General features: G+C 71.6%; 15 protein-coding genes and 1 pseudogene. 12 read left to right on the top strand and 4 right to left on the bottom strand.

Going from position 1 to position 13,708, the window contains the following annotated elements:
• A pseudogene (locus Q9S36_RS50365) lies at positions 1 to 358 on the bottom strand (alanine dehydrogenase); the annotation flags it as partial.
• Positions 355 to 489 (bottom strand): hypothetical protein, encoded by a 135-nt coding sequence (locus Q9S36_RS50360; RefSeq protein WP_311292245.1) that lies wholly within the window; start codon positions 487 to 489, stop codon positions 355 to 357. The gene Q9S36_RS50360 and the pseudogene Q9S36_RS50365, both read right to left, overlap by 4 nt.
• 71 nt (positions 490 to 560) lie before the next feature.
• Here Q9S36_RS50360 and Q9S36_RS50355 point away from each other — a divergent pair, with 71 nt between their 5' ends.
• On the top strand, positions 561 to 1,337 hold the full coding sequence (locus tag Q9S36_RS50355; protein ID WP_311292244.1) for an inositol monophosphatase: 777 nt from the start codon (positions 561 to 563) through the stop codon (positions 1,335 to 1,337).
• Here the strand turns inward: Q9S36_RS50355 and Q9S36_RS50350 are convergent.
• Positions 1,324 to 2,271, bottom strand: coding sequence for a class I SAM-dependent methyltransferase (locus Q9S36_RS50350; RefSeq protein ID WP_311292243.1), 948 nt, complete (start codon positions 2,269 to 2,271; stop codon positions 1,324 to 1,326). The genes Q9S36_RS50355 and Q9S36_RS50350 overlap by 14 nt on opposite strands.
• 104 nt (positions 2,272 to 2,375) lie before the next feature.
• Between Q9S36_RS50350 and pgsA the strand changes: the two genes are divergently transcribed.
• Positions 2,376 to 2,996, top strand: coding sequence for a phosphatidylinositol phosphate synthase (pgsA, locus tag Q9S36_RS50345; RefSeq protein ID WP_311292241.1), 621 nt, complete (start codon positions 2,376 to 2,378; stop codon positions 2,994 to 2,996).
• Between the two features lie 65 nt (positions 2,997 to 3,061).
• A complete protein-coding gene (gene pdxS / locus Q9S36_RS50340; protein WP_311292240.1) occupies positions 3,062 to 3,961 on the top strand; it encodes a pyridoxal 5'-phosphate synthase lyase subunit PdxS in 900 nt (299 codons plus the stop codon).
• Between the two features lie 27 nt (positions 3,962 to 3,988).
• Here pdxS and Q9S36_RS50335 read toward each other — a convergent pair whose 3' ends face one another.
• A complete protein-coding gene (locus Q9S36_RS50335; RefSeq protein ID WP_311292239.1) occupies positions 3,989 to 5,113 on the bottom strand; it encodes a serine hydrolase domain-containing protein in 1,125 nt (374 codons plus the stop codon).
• A gap of 45 nt (positions 5,114 to 5,158) precedes the next feature.
• On the opposite strand from Q9S36_RS50335, the gene pdxT reads away from it, so the two are divergent.
• From pdxT to Q9S36_RS50290, 9 genes are all read left to right on the top strand, one after another.
• Entirely contained in the window at positions 5,159 to 5,755 is a 597-nt protein-coding gene (gene pdxT / locus Q9S36_RS50330) for a pyridoxal 5'-phosphate synthase glutaminase subunit PdxT (protein ID WP_311292238.1), read from the top strand.
• A 38-nt stretch (positions 5,756 to 5,793) separates the two neighbouring features.
• Positions 5,794 to 6,567 carry a YebC/PmpR family DNA-binding transcriptional regulator gene (locus Q9S36_RS50325; RefSeq protein ID WP_311292237.1) on the top strand — a complete coding sequence of 258 codons (774 nt, stop codon included), beginning with the start codon at positions 5,794 to 5,796 and terminating at the stop codon, positions 6,565 to 6,567.
• Between the two features lie 215 nt (positions 6,568 to 6,782).
• The gene (locus Q9S36_RS50320) at positions 6,783 to 7,847 is read left to right on the top strand and encodes a type IV toxin-antitoxin system AbiEi family antitoxin domain-containing protein (protein ID WP_311292236.1); all 1,065 of its coding nucleotides are present in this window, start codon (positions 6,783 to 6,785) and stop codon (positions 7,845 to 7,847) included.
• Between the two features lie 156 nt (positions 7,848 to 8,003).
• On the top strand, positions 8,004 to 8,546 hold the full coding sequence (gene ruvC, locus Q9S36_RS50315; protein ID WP_311292235.1) for a crossover junction endodeoxyribonuclease RuvC: 543 nt from the start codon (positions 8,004 to 8,006) through the stop codon (positions 8,544 to 8,546).
• Positions 8,543 to 9,142, top strand: a complete 600-nt coding sequence (gene ruvA / locus Q9S36_RS50310) for a Holliday junction branch migration protein RuvA (RefSeq protein ID WP_311292234.1) — start codon at positions 8,543 to 8,545, stop codon at positions 9,140 to 9,142. The genes ruvC and ruvA overlap by 4 nt, the downstream gene beginning before the upstream one ends.
• 1 nt (position 9,143) lies before the next feature.
• A complete protein-coding gene (gene ruvB / locus Q9S36_RS50305) occupies positions 9,144 to 10,238 on the top strand; it encodes a Holliday junction branch migration DNA helicase RuvB (RefSeq protein ID WP_311292233.1) in 1,095 nt (364 codons plus the stop codon).
• A gap of 66 nt (positions 10,239 to 10,304) precedes the next feature.
• Positions 10,305 to 10,610, top strand: coding sequence for a preprotein translocase subunit YajC (yajC, locus tag Q9S36_RS50300; protein ID WP_311292232.1), 306 nt, complete (start codon positions 10,305 to 10,307; stop codon positions 10,608 to 10,610).
• A complete protein-coding gene (locus Q9S36_RS50295; RefSeq protein ID WP_311292231.1) occupies positions 10,603 to 11,151 on the top strand; it encodes an adenine phosphoribosyltransferase in 549 nt (182 codons plus the stop codon). Before yajC ends, Q9S36_RS50295 begins: the two co-directional genes overlap by 8 nt.
• A gap of 29 nt (positions 11,152 to 11,180) precedes the next feature.
• A complete protein-coding gene (locus Q9S36_RS50290) occupies positions 11,181 to 13,472 on the top strand; it encodes a bifunctional (p)ppGpp synthetase/guanosine-3',5'-bis(diphosphate) 3'-pyrophosphohydrolase (RefSeq protein WP_311292230.1) in 2,292 nt (763 codons plus the stop codon).
• The last annotated feature ends 236 nt before the right edge of the window (positions 13,473 to 13,708 follow it).

The following is a 13,708-nucleotide window of genomic DNA, read 5'->3' as shown; positions in this document are numbered from 1 at the left end:
AGGCGATGAGGGTGAGCTCGCGGTCGATCGCGAGCTGGGTGAGCTCCGGGTCCTGCACGCAGTGCGGCCACCCCCACAGGACCTGTCCGGCGTGCATGGCCGCCACGTCCTCGAGCTGCGGCTTGGGCAGCACGACGACGTCGGACTCCGCGAGGATCTGCGCGCGCGACGCGAAGCCAGCCACGAGCGGGGCCAGGTCGGCGTCGCTGAGGCCGAAGCGTCCGGCGTAGCCGTGCTCGAGCGTCGTCCGGGCGGCGACGCCGGGGGCGAGCCGCGAGAGGTGCTCGGGGTGCAGGGGAAGCCGGTGCTCGTTCTCCTTGGCCGAGGTCCCGATGACGCCGAGACCGAGGGCGCTCACTTCTTCTTCGGCACGAGGGGCTCGGCGGCGTCGCCCTTGGCAGCCGTCTTCGCGTGCTTCTCGGCCCGCTTCTCCTTGATGGACTTGCCGGACTTCTTGGACATGGCTTGCCGTGGCGACTTGTCGCTCATCGGGGCTCCTCGATAGGAAGCCTGGATGGCTCCGTGCCACCACCCTACGCCTCGTGGCTAACGTGGCCGCCATGGACGACACCCACCTCGCCGCCGACGCCGCGCTCGCGGGCGACCTGGTCCGCGAGGCGGCCCTGCTGGCCGCCCGGATCCGGGCCGAGGGACTCGACATCGAGCGCAAGACCAGCGGGTCCGACATCGTCACCCAGGCCGACACCGCGGCCGAGCGGCTCATCGTGCAGCAGCTGACCGCGGAGCGGCCCGACGACGCGATCGTGGGGGAGGAGGGCACCTCGCGGCCCGGCACCTCCGGCCGCACCTGGGTCATCGACCCGGTCGACGGCACCTACAACTTCGCCCGCGGCAGCGACTGGTGGTGCAGCGCGATCGCGCTCCACGACGAGGACGACGTGCTGCTCGGCGCGGTGCACCACGCCGCGTCGCTGCGCACCTGGGTGGGCGGGCCCGACCTGCCCAGCACCTGCGACGGTACGCCGCTCGCGCCCCTGCCCGAGACGCCCCGCGAGGCACGGTGCGCGGTCACCTACCTCCACCCGCCGTTCTACGCCGGCGAGGTGGGGGAGGCGTTCGCCCGGGCACTGGGCGAGGTCGGCACGCTGCGGATGCTCGGCTCCGGCACGATGGACTGCATGGCCGTCGCGCTCGGGCAGTGGGACGTCCTCTTCCAGCACTCCGTGGCCGACTGGGACCGGCTGCCCGGCGCGGCGATCCTGCGGGGTGGGGGCGGCGAGTCCGTCGTCGTACCGGCTGCCGGCGTGGAGTGGACGGTCACCGGCTCGCCGGCCGCCGTCGCCGACGTCCGTGCGGCGCTGCTCAGGCCCGCGTGAGGACGTAGCCGCCGGCGTCGCCCTCACCGCGCGCGTTGAGCTCGCGACTCTCCTTCTCCCACGCGGCGATCTGCTGCTTGCTGAAGTGGGCACGGGCCTGCGCGAGCGAGGCGCCCTTGTGGGGGAGGTCCCGGCGGATCAGCTCGCTGCCCCAGAACTGGAACGACCACGAGTCGTGGAAGAGCCGGTCGACCTTGAGGCCGGCGGCGGCTGCCATCGCGTCCATCGCCTGCGGCGTGTAGAGCACGAGGTGCCGCGGTGCGTCGATCTGCGACCAGTCCATGCCGTAGCGCTCCCAGGCCACCGAGCCCATGATCGGCATCCGCACGAGCACCCGCCCGCCGGGCGCGAGGATCCGCGTCGCGGAGGCGAGCATCGCGTGCGGGTCGGGGACGTGCTCGAAGGAGTGGTTCATGACCACCCAGTCGTAGGAGCCGGTGAGCTCGGTGTGGTGGCGCCGGAGCACCTTCACGCCGTTGCGGTCGATGTCGGCGGGCAGGAACGGGTCGGACCCGACCAGCTCGCGGTGCCCCAGCAGGCGCATGTGCACGAGGTTCTCCCCGATCCCCGACCCGATGTCGATCACCGACTCGTCGGGGGAGATGCCCGCGTCGCGGACGAAGCGCAGGCCGATCCCGCGGCCTGTGCGGCGGTGCACGGCCCCGACCGCGCGCAGGGCCGCGCGGGAGAGGGGGTTCTGCACCAGCGGGCGGTCGACCAGCGAGGTCTTGACGTTGAAGCTGCTGTAGCTCGAGGCGTCGTAGTAGCGGCCGAGGTCGTCGGGCACCTCAGTGATCTGCAGCGACCCGCACCCCTGGCAGAGCCGGTAGGTGAAGGTCTCGCCGGTCATGTCCTGCACCTCACGGGCCTCGAAGCGAGGCGCGTCACGCCCGTCGGCGCCGCACGCCACGCAGTCGTCGGTCAGCTCGTTCACAGGGCATCCTCCCGTTGGTCCAGCGCAGCCTGCGCCGGTGAGGCTATCCAACCGGACGCGTCGGCCACGTCCGCGCCGTGCCGGACCGATAGCCTGCCGCCACCATGCTCGAACACATCCGCGGCCTCGTCACCACGATCATCTCGCCGGTCGCCCGGCTGCTGCTGCGCCTGGGCGTGAGCCCGGACGCCGTCACCCTGGTGGGCACGGTGGCCACCTGCTCCGCGGCGCTGTGGTTCGCCCCGCGCGGCGACCTGGTCGTCGCAGCCCTGAGCGTCACGCTCTTCGCCCTCTTCGACCTCCTCGACGGGACGATGGCGCGGATGAGCGGACGGGTCAGCATGTTCGGGGCGTTCCTCGACTCCACGCTCGACCGGATCGCGGACGCCGTGGTCTTCGGTGCCGTGATCCTTTACTTCGCCGGTCCGGGCGACTCCATGTTCGGCGCCGCGACGGCCCTGTGGTGCCTGGTCACCGGCGTGTCGACGTCGTACGCCCGGGCCAAGGCCGAGTCGCTCGGCTTCACCGCGCGCGTGGGCATCATGGAACGCGCCGACCGGCTCGTGCTCCTCGGCATCTCCGCCATCGCAGCACAGCTCACGGACGAGCCGCTGGTGCTCATCTGGGGGCTCGCGCTGCTCGGCGCGCTCAGCTCGCTGACCGTCGCGCAGCGCATCTGGGTGGTCCGCCGCCAGGCCCTGGAGCGGGCCGCGACGGGCGCCTGATCAAGCGCTCAACCATTCGTCGTCCCGATGCATCCTTTGGGATGAGGCCGCACTACGATCGAGGCATGGCTGAGCAGACCCCGATCGAGCACGGAACCAGCCGCGTCAAGCGCGGCATGGCCGAGATGCTCAAGGGCGGCGTCATCATGGACGTCGTCACCCCCGACCAGGCCAAGATCGCCGAGGACGCCGGCGCCGTCGCCGTCATGGCGCTCGAGCGGGTCCCGGCCGACATCCGCGCCCAGGGCGGCGTGTCCCGGATGAGCGACCCCGACATGATCGACGGCATCATCGAGGCCGTCTCGATCCCGGTGATGGCCAAGGCCCGCATCGGCCACTTCGCCGAGGCGCAGGTCCTGCAGTCCCTCGGCGTCGACTACATCGACGAGTCCGAGGTGCTGACCCCGGCCGACTACACCAACCACATCGACAAGTGGGCCTTCACGGTCCCCTTCGTCTGCGGTGCGACCAACCTGGGCGAGGCGCTGCGCCGCATCACCGAGGGTGCGGCGATGATCCGCTCCAAGGGCGAGGCCGGCACCGGTGACGTGTCCAACGCGGTCACCCACATGCGCACCATCCGCGCGGAGCTGAACCGCCTCCACGGCATGGCCGAGGACGAGCTCTACGTCGCCGCGAAGGAGCTGCAGGCCCCCTACGAGCTCGTCAAGGAGGTCGCCGCCGCGGGCAAGCTGCCGGTCGTCCTCTTCACCGCCGGTGGCATCGCCACCCCGGCCGACGCCGCGATGATGATGCAGCTCGGCGCCGAGGGCGTCTTCGTGGGTTCCGGCATCTTCAAGTCCGGCAACCCCGCCCAGCGCGCCGAGGCGATCGTGAAGGCGACGACCTTCTACGACGACCCCGACGTGGTCGCCAAGGTCAGCCGCGGGCTGGGCGAGGCGATGGTCGGCATCAACGTCGACGAGATCCCGCAGCCGCACCGCCTGGCCGAGCGCGGCTGGTGACGTCCCGGTCGTGACGGGTCGCGGGCGCTACCCCAGCGCCCGCGTCAGCACCCGCGCGGCCGTGCCGAAGCCGTAGCCCTCCTCGCCTGCCGGGGCGGGGAGGCCGAGCCGGACCACCATGGTCCGGCTGTTCGGGTCGACCAGCAGCACCTGCCCGCCGAAGCCGAGGGCGGCGTACACGTTCTCGGGGGCGTACGGCGCCAGCTGGCCCGTCACCGGGCGCAGCGGCTGCCCCTGCGCGTCCACCGCGTCGGTCGCACCACGGACCCGGCCGGGGCGGTTGAGCCACCAGAGGTAGCCGTAGGCCGCGTTGTGCACGGTGGACGACCGGCCGACGGCCTGCTTCACGTAGCCCTTGTCGAGCAGCCGGGTGCCGCCGGCCTTGCCCCTGCCGAGGAAGAGCGAGCCGAACCGGGCGAGGTCCAGGCAGGTCGTGCGCAGTCCGTAGAACACCATCGCGGCGTTGTCGGAGCGGTCGGTGATCATCTCCGTGTGGCTCATCCCGAGCGGCTCGAACAGGCGCGTGCGGGCGAAGGTCGCGACGGGCATCCCGGTGGCCTCCTCCAGCACCGGCTCCAGCACCTGGATCGCGGCATTGTTGTAGGCCCACGCGCTGCCGGGGGCGTACTGCTGCGGGAGCCCGATGGCGTACCTCGTGCGGCTCCGCGCGGCCAGCAGGTCGGCGTAGTCGGACTGCATCGACCAGAAGCGACCGCTGTCGTTGGAGAGCAGGTTGCGCACGGTGACCGTCTCCGACGGGGTGCCGCGCCACTGAGGGACGTAGGTCGAGACCCGGTCGTCGAGGCGCAGGTCGCCGTCGCGGACCGCGATGCCGACGAGGGTGCTGGTGACCGACTTGGTGATCGAGAAGACCTCGCGCGGCACGTCGCGGCCCATCCGCCAGTTCCAGTCGCGCGCGAGCCTGCCGTTGCGCACGACCGCGAAGCAGGTGGAGTCCAGCCGCCGCGCCTCCTTCGCCCCGGCCTCCAGGACCCCGGCCCGCAGCCCCAGGCTCGACGGCGTACGCACCGGCCAGCCGTCGATCGTGCGCGGCGCGGTCGGGGACGCCGACGTCGCGGTGGTGGCACCTCCCGCGATGAGCGCCAGGGCGAGCAGGGCCGCGACGAGGGCGGCCGGTCGGGGAAGCCTCATGGGCACTGAGCGTACGGCGCGGTGCCGCCCCTAGGATCGGCGTTCGTGAATCCGACGATCGGCGTCCTCGCCCTCCAGGGCGACGTCCGCGAGCACCTCGCCGCGCTGGGGTCGCTCGGCGCCGACCCCATCTCCGTACGACGACCGGCCGAGCTCGCCGCGTGCGACGGCCTGGTCATCCCGGGCGGGGAGTCCACGACGATGGTCAAGCTCGCCCGGATCTTCGACCTGCTCGAGCCGCTGCGTGCGGCGGTGCGCGACGGGCTGCCCGCCTTCGGGACGTGCGCCGGCATGATCATGCTGGCCGACCGCATCGAGGACGGCGCAGCCGGACAGGAGACCATCGGGGGCCTCCACATCACGGTGCGCCGCAACGCCTTCGGCCGGCAGGTCGACTCCTTCGAGGAGGACCTGCACCTCGACGGGCTGGTGGACCCGGTCCGGGCGGTCTTCATCCGCGCGCCGTGGGTGGAGTCGGTCGACGCCGACGTCGAGGTGCTGGCGCGGGTCGAGGACGGACCTGCCGCGGGTAGGATCGTCGCGGTGCGCCAGGGCCCCCTGATGGCGACCTCGTTCCACCCCGAGGTCGGCAGCGACCACCGGGTCCACGGGATGTTCGTGGACGTGGTGCGCTCGGCCTGACCACCCCAGCACGGATCGTCGAGGAGATAGAGGAACCCATGTCAGGCCACTCCAAGTGGGCAACGACCAAGCACAAGAAGGCCGCGATCGACGCCAAGCGCGGCAAGCTCTTCGCCAAGCTGATCAAGAACATCGAGGTCGCGGCGAAGCAGGGCGGCGGCGACCCGGCCGGCAACCCGACCCTCTACGACGCCATCCAGAAGGCCAAGAAGAGCTCGGTCCCCAACAAGAACATCGACTCCGCAGTCAAGCGCGGCTCCGGTGCCGAGTCCGGTGGCGTCGACTACCAGGGCATCTCCTACGAGGTCTACGGCCCGCAGGGCGTCGCCTTCCTGGTCGAGTGCCTCACCGACAACAAGAACCGCGCCGCCATGGAGGTCCGCACCGCGGTCACCCGCAATGGCGGCACGATGGCCGACCCGGGCTCGGTCTCGCGGCTGTTCACCCGCAAGGGCATCGTCGTGGTCCCGAAGTCGCAGGAGGACCGCGAGGTCACCGAGGACGACGTGCTCGAGGCGACCCTCGACGCGGGTGCCGAGGAGGTCAGCGACCTCGACGACGCCTTCCAGGTGCAGAGCGAGGCGACCGACGTGGTCGCCGTGCGCACCGCCCTCCAGGACGCCGGCATCGACTACGACTCCGCCGACGTGGAGTTCGTCCCCAGCCTCGAGATCCCCGTCGACGCCGAGGGCGCCGGCAAGGTGATGCGCCTCGTCGACGCGCTCGAGGACCTCGACGACGTCCAGGACGTCTTCACCAACGTCGACATCCCCGCCGACGTGATGGCCGAGCTCGAGTCCGCCGACGTCTGAGCAACCCCCTCTTCGTCCTGTAACGCCGGGTTAGTGCAACTACCCACCCCCATGCATCGGGGTGGGAACAGCAGCTAACCCGGCGTTACAGCGTCTTCAGGGGCACGGTCGTCGCGGCCACGAACTGCCCCCAGCACTCTCGTCGCGGCGCGTCTCCACAGCCGGTCACGGAGGAGCGGCCGATTCGTCGGTGGCCGTCCAGACGCTCGTGTGGCATGTACCTACCCCTGATCGCGCTGATGCAGCGCCAGCACGGGCTCGTGACGAGCCGCCAGCTCTCGGCCTCCGGGCTGGATGCCAACGACGTACGCCGACTCGTGAGCCACGGTCGGCTGACCCGCCTCCGACACGGCGTGTACGCCGATCGCGAGGTCTGGGACGCCCTGGACCCGTTCCGCCAGCAACCCGTGCTGAGGGTGCGGGCCGCCCAGATGGTCCTGCGCTCGCGCGACCACGCCTTCAGCCACGACTCCGCGGCGATCCCGCTCGGGCTGGGCGCCCCCGATCCGCGGCAGAGCCTGGTGCACCTCAGCCGGCCGAAGGTGCACGGCGACGCGGTCCGGAGCGGCGTGAAGCACCATCTCGCTCCGTTTCAGCCGCAGGACGTGGTGGAGGAGGACGGACTGCGTCTGCTCGTCACCTCGCGCACCGCACTCGACATGGTCCGTGAGCACGGCCGCGCACCCGGGCTGGCCGCGTGCGACGCAGCACTTCGCCAGGGAGTGTCGCGTGCCGAGCTCGCAGCGCAGCTCGCGCGGATGCATGCATGGCCGCACAGCCGCTGCATGCGCTGGTGCATCGAGCATGCCGACCCGCTGGCGGAGAGCTATCTCGAGTCGCTGGTCAGGGACTTCGTCCTCGAGCTGGGGATCGGCGCCCCGGAGTGCCAGTTCGGGCTGACCGACGGTCACACGACCGCGTTCGTCGACATCCGGGTGGGGCGTCACTTCTTCGAGGCCGACGGCCTGCTGAAGTACCCGAGCGGCAACCCGAGCGGCAAGGATCCCGATGTCGTCCGCGCCGAGGAGAAGCGGCGTCATGACTTCTTGACCGGTTTCAAGCTCGGTTCCTCGCGCCTCACCTACGTCGACCTCTTCGCCGGTCGCCGGCCCGCACTCGCCCGTGCAGCTCGCGAGTACGCCGACACCTGCGCGCGGTTCGGCACCGACATCAGCGAGCTGGTGCCGTACCGCGCCTTTCGTACCCGTCCGCGGATCGCCTGTAACGCCGGGTTGGTGCAACTACCCACCCCCATGCATCAGGGTGGGTACAGCAGCTAACCCGGCGTTACAGCCGGGCCGCGCAGCTGCGCCCCCCACACCGCCCTGCCAAGGCCCGCCGGGCCCGCGTGTCGTACGACGTCCCGTACCCGCGCCGGGTTAGCGTGGCCGCACGAACATGTGTTCGGACGGACCGGGCGGGAGAGGGGTGAGGTCGTGCGCGTGCTGGGCATCGACCCCGGGCTGACCCGGTGCGGTGTGGGCGTCGTCGACGGCAGTGTCGGCCGGCCGCTGTCGATGGTCGACGTCGGCGTGGTCCGCACCAGCTCGGCGCTCCCCGTCGCCGAGCGGCTGGTCACGATCGAGAAGGGCCTCGACGCCTGGATCGAGGAGCACCGCCCCGACGCGGTCGCGGTGGAGCGCGTCTTCGCGCGCTCCGACTCCAGCACGATCATGGGCACCGCCCAGGCCAGCGGGATCGCCCTCGTGGTCGCCGCCCGCCGGGGGCTGCCGATCGCGATGCACACCCCCAGCGAGGTGAAGGCCGCCGTGTCCGGCAACGGCCGCGCCGACAAGGCGCAGGTCGGCGCGATGGTCGTGCGCATCCTTCGCCTGGCCGAGCTGCCGAAGCCCGCCGACGCCGCCGACGCGCTGGCGCTGGCCATCACCCACGTCTGGCGCGGGTCCGCGAGCCACCGGCTCGAGGCCGCGGTCGCGCAGGCGAGGGCCACCCAGAGGAAGACCGTGAGGACCCGATGATCGCCTTCGTCCGCGGCGAGGTCGCCGCCGTCACCCTGTCCAGCGCCGTGCTCGAGGTGGGCGGGGTGGGGCTCGAGCTGATGTGCACGCCGGGCACGCTCGCCACCCTCCGCGTGGGCCGGCCGGCGACGCTGCCCACCAGCATGGTCGTGCGCGAGGACAGCCTGACGATCTTCGGCTTCCTCGACGACGACGAGAAGTCGATCTTCGAGATCGTGCAGACCGCCTCCGGTGTCGGTCCGAAGGTCGCCCAGGCGATCGTCGCGGTGATGAGCCCCGACGACGTGCGCCGGGCGATCACGACCGAGGACGTCAAGGCGCTCACCCGGGTGCCGGGCATCGGCCAGAAGGGCGCGCAGCGGATCATCCTCGAGCTCAAGGACCGCATCGGCCCGCCCGTCGGCGCGCACCACCCCGCCGCCGCGGAGGCGCCCGGCGCTCCCTGGCGCGACCAGGTGCAGCAGGGCCTGGTCGGCCTCGGGTGGTCGGCGAAGGAGGCCGACAAGGCGGTCGAGGCCGTGGCCCCCGACGCGGGTGACGCCCCCGATGTCGGCGCGCTGCTCCGCGCCGCCCTCCGCACGCTGAGCAAGGCCTGAGATGAACTGGGACGACGACACCGACGTCGACGAGGTCGACCTCACCGATGCCGAGCTCAGCCACCTCCAGCGGCTCACCGACGCCGACGCCGACGGCGACGAGCGCGCCGTCGAGGCGGCGCTGCGGCCCAAGACCCTCGACGAGGTGGTGGGCCAGGCACGCGTGCGCGACCAGCTCGGGCTGGTCCTCGAGGCCGCGCGGCGCCGCGGCCGGGCCCCCGACCACGTGCTGCTGTCCGGTCCCCCCGGGCTCGGCAAGACGACCCTCGCCATGATCATCGCCGCCGAGATGGGCACCCCGCTGCGGCTGACCAGCGGCCCCGCGATCACCCACGCCGGCGACCTCGCCGCGATCCTCTCGGGGCTCAACGAGGGTGACGTCCTCTTCGTCGACGAGATCCACCGGATGTCGCGACCGGCCGAGGAGATGCTCTACATGGCCATGGAGGACTTCCGGGTCGACGTGGTGATCGGCAAGGGCCCGGGGGCCACGGCCATCCCGCTGGAGATCCCCCCGTTCACGCTCGTCGGCGCCACGACGCGTGCGGGCCTGCTGCCGGGGCCGCTGCGCGACCGCTTCGGCTTCACCGCGCACCTGGAGTTCTACGAGCCCGAGGAGCTCGACCGGATCGTGCACCGCTCCGCCGGGCTGCTCGGCGTGCACCTCACGGCCGAGGGGTCCAGCGAGATCGCCTCACGCTCGCGCGGCACCCCGCGCATCGCCAACCGGCTCCTGCGCCGGGTCCGTGACTACGCGCAGGTCCGCGCCGACGGCGTGCTCACCCTCCCGGTCGCGCAGTCCGCTCTGGAGCTGTTCGAGGTCGACGAGTCCGGCCTCGACCGCCTCGACCGCGCGGTCCTCGACGTGCTGTGCCGGCGCTTCGGTGGCGGGCCGGTGGGCATCTCCACCCTCGCCGTGGCCGTGGGGGAGGAGCGGGAGACGGTGGAGGAGGTCGCCGAGCCGTTCCTGGTCCGCACCGGCATGCTCGCCCGCACGCCCCGCGGTCGCGTCGCCACGCCCGCCGCGTGGCACCACCTCGGGCTCACGCCCCCGCCGGTCCCGACCGTCGACTCGACGCTCTTCGACGAGGTGTGAGCCCGCGGCGCCGCCGCGTAGACTCCAGCGCTCCACCCCCGCCACGATCCGAGGAGATCCCCGACCGTGAACGACCTCGCCGCACTCCTGCCCCTGGTGGCCATCCTGGCCTTGTTCTGGTTCATGGTGATCCGGCCCCAGCAGCGCCGCCAGCGGGAGGTCACGGCGCTGCAGAACAGCATCGAGGTGGGCCAGCGGGTGATGATGTCCTCCGGCATCTTCGGCACCGTCACCTCGGTGACCGACGACAAGGCGCGGCTCCAGATCGCCCCCGGCACCGAGATCGAGATCGCCCGGGCAGCGATCGCCAAGGTCGAGTCCCCGACCCAGCACCTCGGCGAGGAGCCCGGCCGGGAGCCCGGCGATGCCTGACCGGCGTACCGCCCAGGAGGCGCTGAAGCGCCTCACGGTCGACGTCGCGGACTGGCCCGAGGACGGCGTCACCTTCAAGGACATCACGCCCGTCCTCGCCGACCACCACGCCTTCTCCGCGATCATCACCGCGCTCGCCGCGGCCGGCCGCGACGACCACGGCAACGTCGTGGTCGACAAGGTCGTCGGCATGGAGGCCCGCGGCTTCATCCTCGCCGCCCCGGTGGCGCTCGCCCTCGGCATCGGCTTCGTGCCGGTCCGCAAGGCCGGCAAGCTGCCCCGCGAGACGCACGCCGTCTCCTACGCCCTGGAGTACGGCGAGGCCACCCTCGAGGTGCACCGCGACGGCATCGCGCCGGGGGAGCGGGTCCTGATGGTGGACGACGTGCTGGCCACCGGCGGCACCGTCGAGGCCACCCGGAAGCTCATCGAGTCGTGCGGCGGGACCGCCGTCGCGGCGTCGGTGCTGATGGAGCTGAGCTTCCTCGACCCGCGCTCCGTCACCGGCGACCTGCCGATCAGCTCGCTCCTGACGGTCTGACCCGACCGACCGCTCACTAGACTGGGTCAATGGCTGAGGAGACGGTGCCCGCGCAGGAGCCCAAGGTGGCGCCCCTGACCGCGCGCGGCATGCGCGCACGCCTGGCGCGGGTCGGCACCCGGCCGCCGTCGTCCAACCCGGTGCTCGAGCCGTTGTTCCGCGCCGTCCGGGCCAACCACCCCAAGGCCGACCTCGCCCTCCTCGAGCGCGCCTACGCCGTCGCCGACAAGTGGCACACCGGCCAGATGCGCAAGAGCGGCGACCCCTACATCACCCACCCCCTCGCGGTCACCACGATCCTGGCCGACATCGGCATGACGGAGCCCACGCTCGTCGCCGCGCTGCTGCACGACACGGTCGAGGACACGCCGTACACCCTCGACGAGCTCCGCGCCGACTTCGGCGACGAGGTGGCCCTGCTCGTCGACGGCGTGACCAAGCTCGACAAGGTGCAGTACGGCGACTCGGCGCAGGCCGAGACGATCCGCAAGATGATCGTGGCGATGTCCCGCGACATCCGCGTGCTGGTCATCAAGCTGGCGGACCGGCTGCACAACATGCGCACGCTGCGCTACGTCCCGGCCGCCTCGCAGGAGCGGTCGTCGCGCGAGACCCTCGACATCTACGCGCCGCTGGCCCACCGCCTCGGCATGAACACCCTCAAGTGGGAGCTCGAGGACCTCGCCTTCGCGACGCTGCACCCCAAGATCTACGACGAGATCGTGCGGATGGTGGCCGAGCGCGCACCCTCGCGCGACCAGTTCCTCGCCGAGGTCGTCGCCGAGATCGAGCACGACCTCAAGGCGGCGCGCATCCACGCCAAGGTCACCGGGCGGCCCAAGCACTACTACTCGATCTACCAGAAGATGATCGTCGGCGGCCGCGACTTCTCCGACATCTACGACCTGGTCGGCATCCGCATCCTCGTCGACGAGGACCGTGACTGCTACAGCGCGCTCGGTGTCATCCACTCGCGCTGGAACCCGGTCCTGGGCCGGTTCAAGGACTACGTCGCGATGCCGAAGTTCAACATGTACCAGTCGCTCCACACGACGGTGATCGGCCCGCAGGGCAAGCCCGTCGAGGTGCAGATCCGCACCTTCGCCCAGCACCGTCGCGCCGAGTACGGCGTCGCCGCGCACTGGAAGTACAAGGAGAACACCAAGGCCGGCGTCGACACCGACAAGCTCGGCGACAAGGACGACATGACCTGGCTGCGCCAGCTGCTCGACTGGCAGAGCGAGGTCGAGGACCCGGGCGAGTTCCTCGAGTCGCTGCGCTTCGAGATGAACCAGCAGCAGGTCTACGTCTTCACCCCGCGCGGCGACGTGATCTCGCTGCCGATGGGATCCACGCCCGTCGACTTCGCGTACGCCGTCCACACCGAGGTCGGCCACCACACCATCGGCTCGCGGGTCAACGGGCGGCTGGTGCCGCTGGAGTCCACGCTCGACAACGGCGACGTGGTGGAGGTCTTCACCTCCAAGTCGCCGACGTCCGGCCCCTCGCGCGACTGGCTCAACTTCGTCCAGTCCCCGCGCGCCCGCTCCAAGATCCGGCAGTGGTTCACCAAGGAGCGCCGCGAGGAGGCGATCGAGCACGGCAAGGACCAGATCGCCAAGCTCATGCGCAAGGAGGGCCTGCCCCTCACCCGCCTGATGACCCACGACGTGCTCTCGCTCGTGGCCGAGCACTTCCACCACGCCGACGTCTCCGCCCTCTACGCCGCAGTCGGCGAGGGCAACCTCAGCGCCCAGGCCGTCGTACGGCGCGTCATCGACCTCCATGGCGGTGACGACGGCGCCCAGGAGGACATGTCCGAGGGCGTCACCATCACGGGCCGCTCGCGCGCCGCCGCCAAGCGGGGTCCGACCGACTCCGGTGTCATCGTGCCCGGCGTCGACGACCTCTGGGTGAAGCTCGCGAAGTGCTGCACGCCCGTGCCACCCGACCCGATCCTGGGCTTCGTGACCAAGGGCGGGGGAGTCTCGGTCCACCGCAAGGACTGCACGAACGCCGCCAGCCTCCTCGGCCAGCCCGAGCGCGTGCTCGAGGTGGAGTGGGCGCCGACCTCGCAGTCGACCTTCCTGGTCAACATCCAGGTCGAGGCGCTCGACCGCGCCCGCCTGCTGTCCGACATCACCATGGCGCTCTCGGACGCCCACGTGAACATCCTCAGTGCCACCCTCTCCACCACCCGCGACCGGGTCGCCAAGAGCCGGTTCTCCTTCGAGATGGCCGACGCCGCCCACCTCGACGGCGTGCTCCGCGCCGTCCGCGCCGTCCCCGGCGTCTTCGACGCCTACCGCGTCACGGCGTAGTCAGGGCGCCGAGCGGGCACTTCCTCGCGCTGGACCACGCCGAGCGGGCACTTCCTCGCGCTGGCCGCCCGGGAGGCTTGACGTACACGTGTCCGGCACGTGGCCCTGCGGCGGCGGTCGTCGGGGCCTCTTCCCGGACACGTGTGGCGGTTGTGGCCCCGGGAACGGACCCGCGAGGGGCAACAACCGCCGCACGTGTGGCCAGACGGGCAGTGCCATCGCGAGGAAGTGCCCGG

The sequence above is a fragment of the Microbacterium sp. ARD31 genome (assembly GCF_031844425.1).
Note: the sequence above shows the minus strand (reverse complement) of the source record. Positions and strands in the feature narration are given on the sequence as shown.

What these genes read in the sequence shown, in the direction of transcription:
- ruvA (WP_311292234.1), top strand. Translation starts at nt 8,543, where the DNA reads ATGATCGCCTTCGTCCGCGGCGAGGTCGCCGCCGTCACCCTGTCCAGC.
- Q9S36_RS50290 (WP_311292230.1), top strand. Translation starts at nt 11,181, where the DNA reads ATGGCTGAGGAGACGGTGCCCGCGCAGGAGCCCAAGGTGGCGCCCCTG.
- Q9S36_RS50335 (WP_311292239.1), bottom strand. Translation starts at nt 5,113, where the DNA reads ATGAGGCTTCCCCGACCGGCCGCCCTCGTCGCGGCCCTGCTCGCCCTG.
- Q9S36_RS50360 (WP_311292245.1), bottom strand. Translation starts at nt 489, where the DNA reads ATGAGCGACAAGTCGCCACGGCAAGCCATGTCCAAGAAGTCCGGCAAG.
- Q9S36_RS50355 (WP_311292244.1), top strand. Translation starts at nt 561, where the DNA reads ATGGACGACACCCACCTCGCCGCCGACGCCGCGCTCGCGGGCGACCTG.
- Q9S36_RS50295 (WP_311292231.1), top strand. Translation starts at nt 10,603, where the DNA reads ATGCCTGACCGGCGTACCGCCCAGGAGGCGCTGAAGCGCCTCACGGTC.
- pdxS (WP_311292240.1), top strand. Translation starts at nt 3,062, where the DNA reads ATGGCTGAGCAGACCCCGATCGAGCACGGAACCAGCCGCGTCAAGCGC.
- Q9S36_RS50325 (WP_311292237.1), top strand. Translation starts at nt 5,794, where the DNA reads ATGTCAGGCCACTCCAAGTGGGCAACGACCAAGCACAAGAAGGCCGCG.
- Q9S36_RS50320 (WP_311292236.1), top strand. Translation starts at nt 6,783, where the DNA reads ATGTACCTACCCCTGATCGCGCTGATGCAGCGCCAGCACGGGCTCGTG.
- ruvB (WP_311292233.1), top strand. Translation starts at nt 9,144, where the DNA reads ATGAACTGGGACGACGACACCGACGTCGACGAGGTCGACCTCACCGAT.
- pgsA (WP_311292241.1), top strand. Translation starts at nt 2,376, where the DNA reads ATGCTCGAACACATCCGCGGCCTCGTCACCACGATCATCTCGCCGGTC.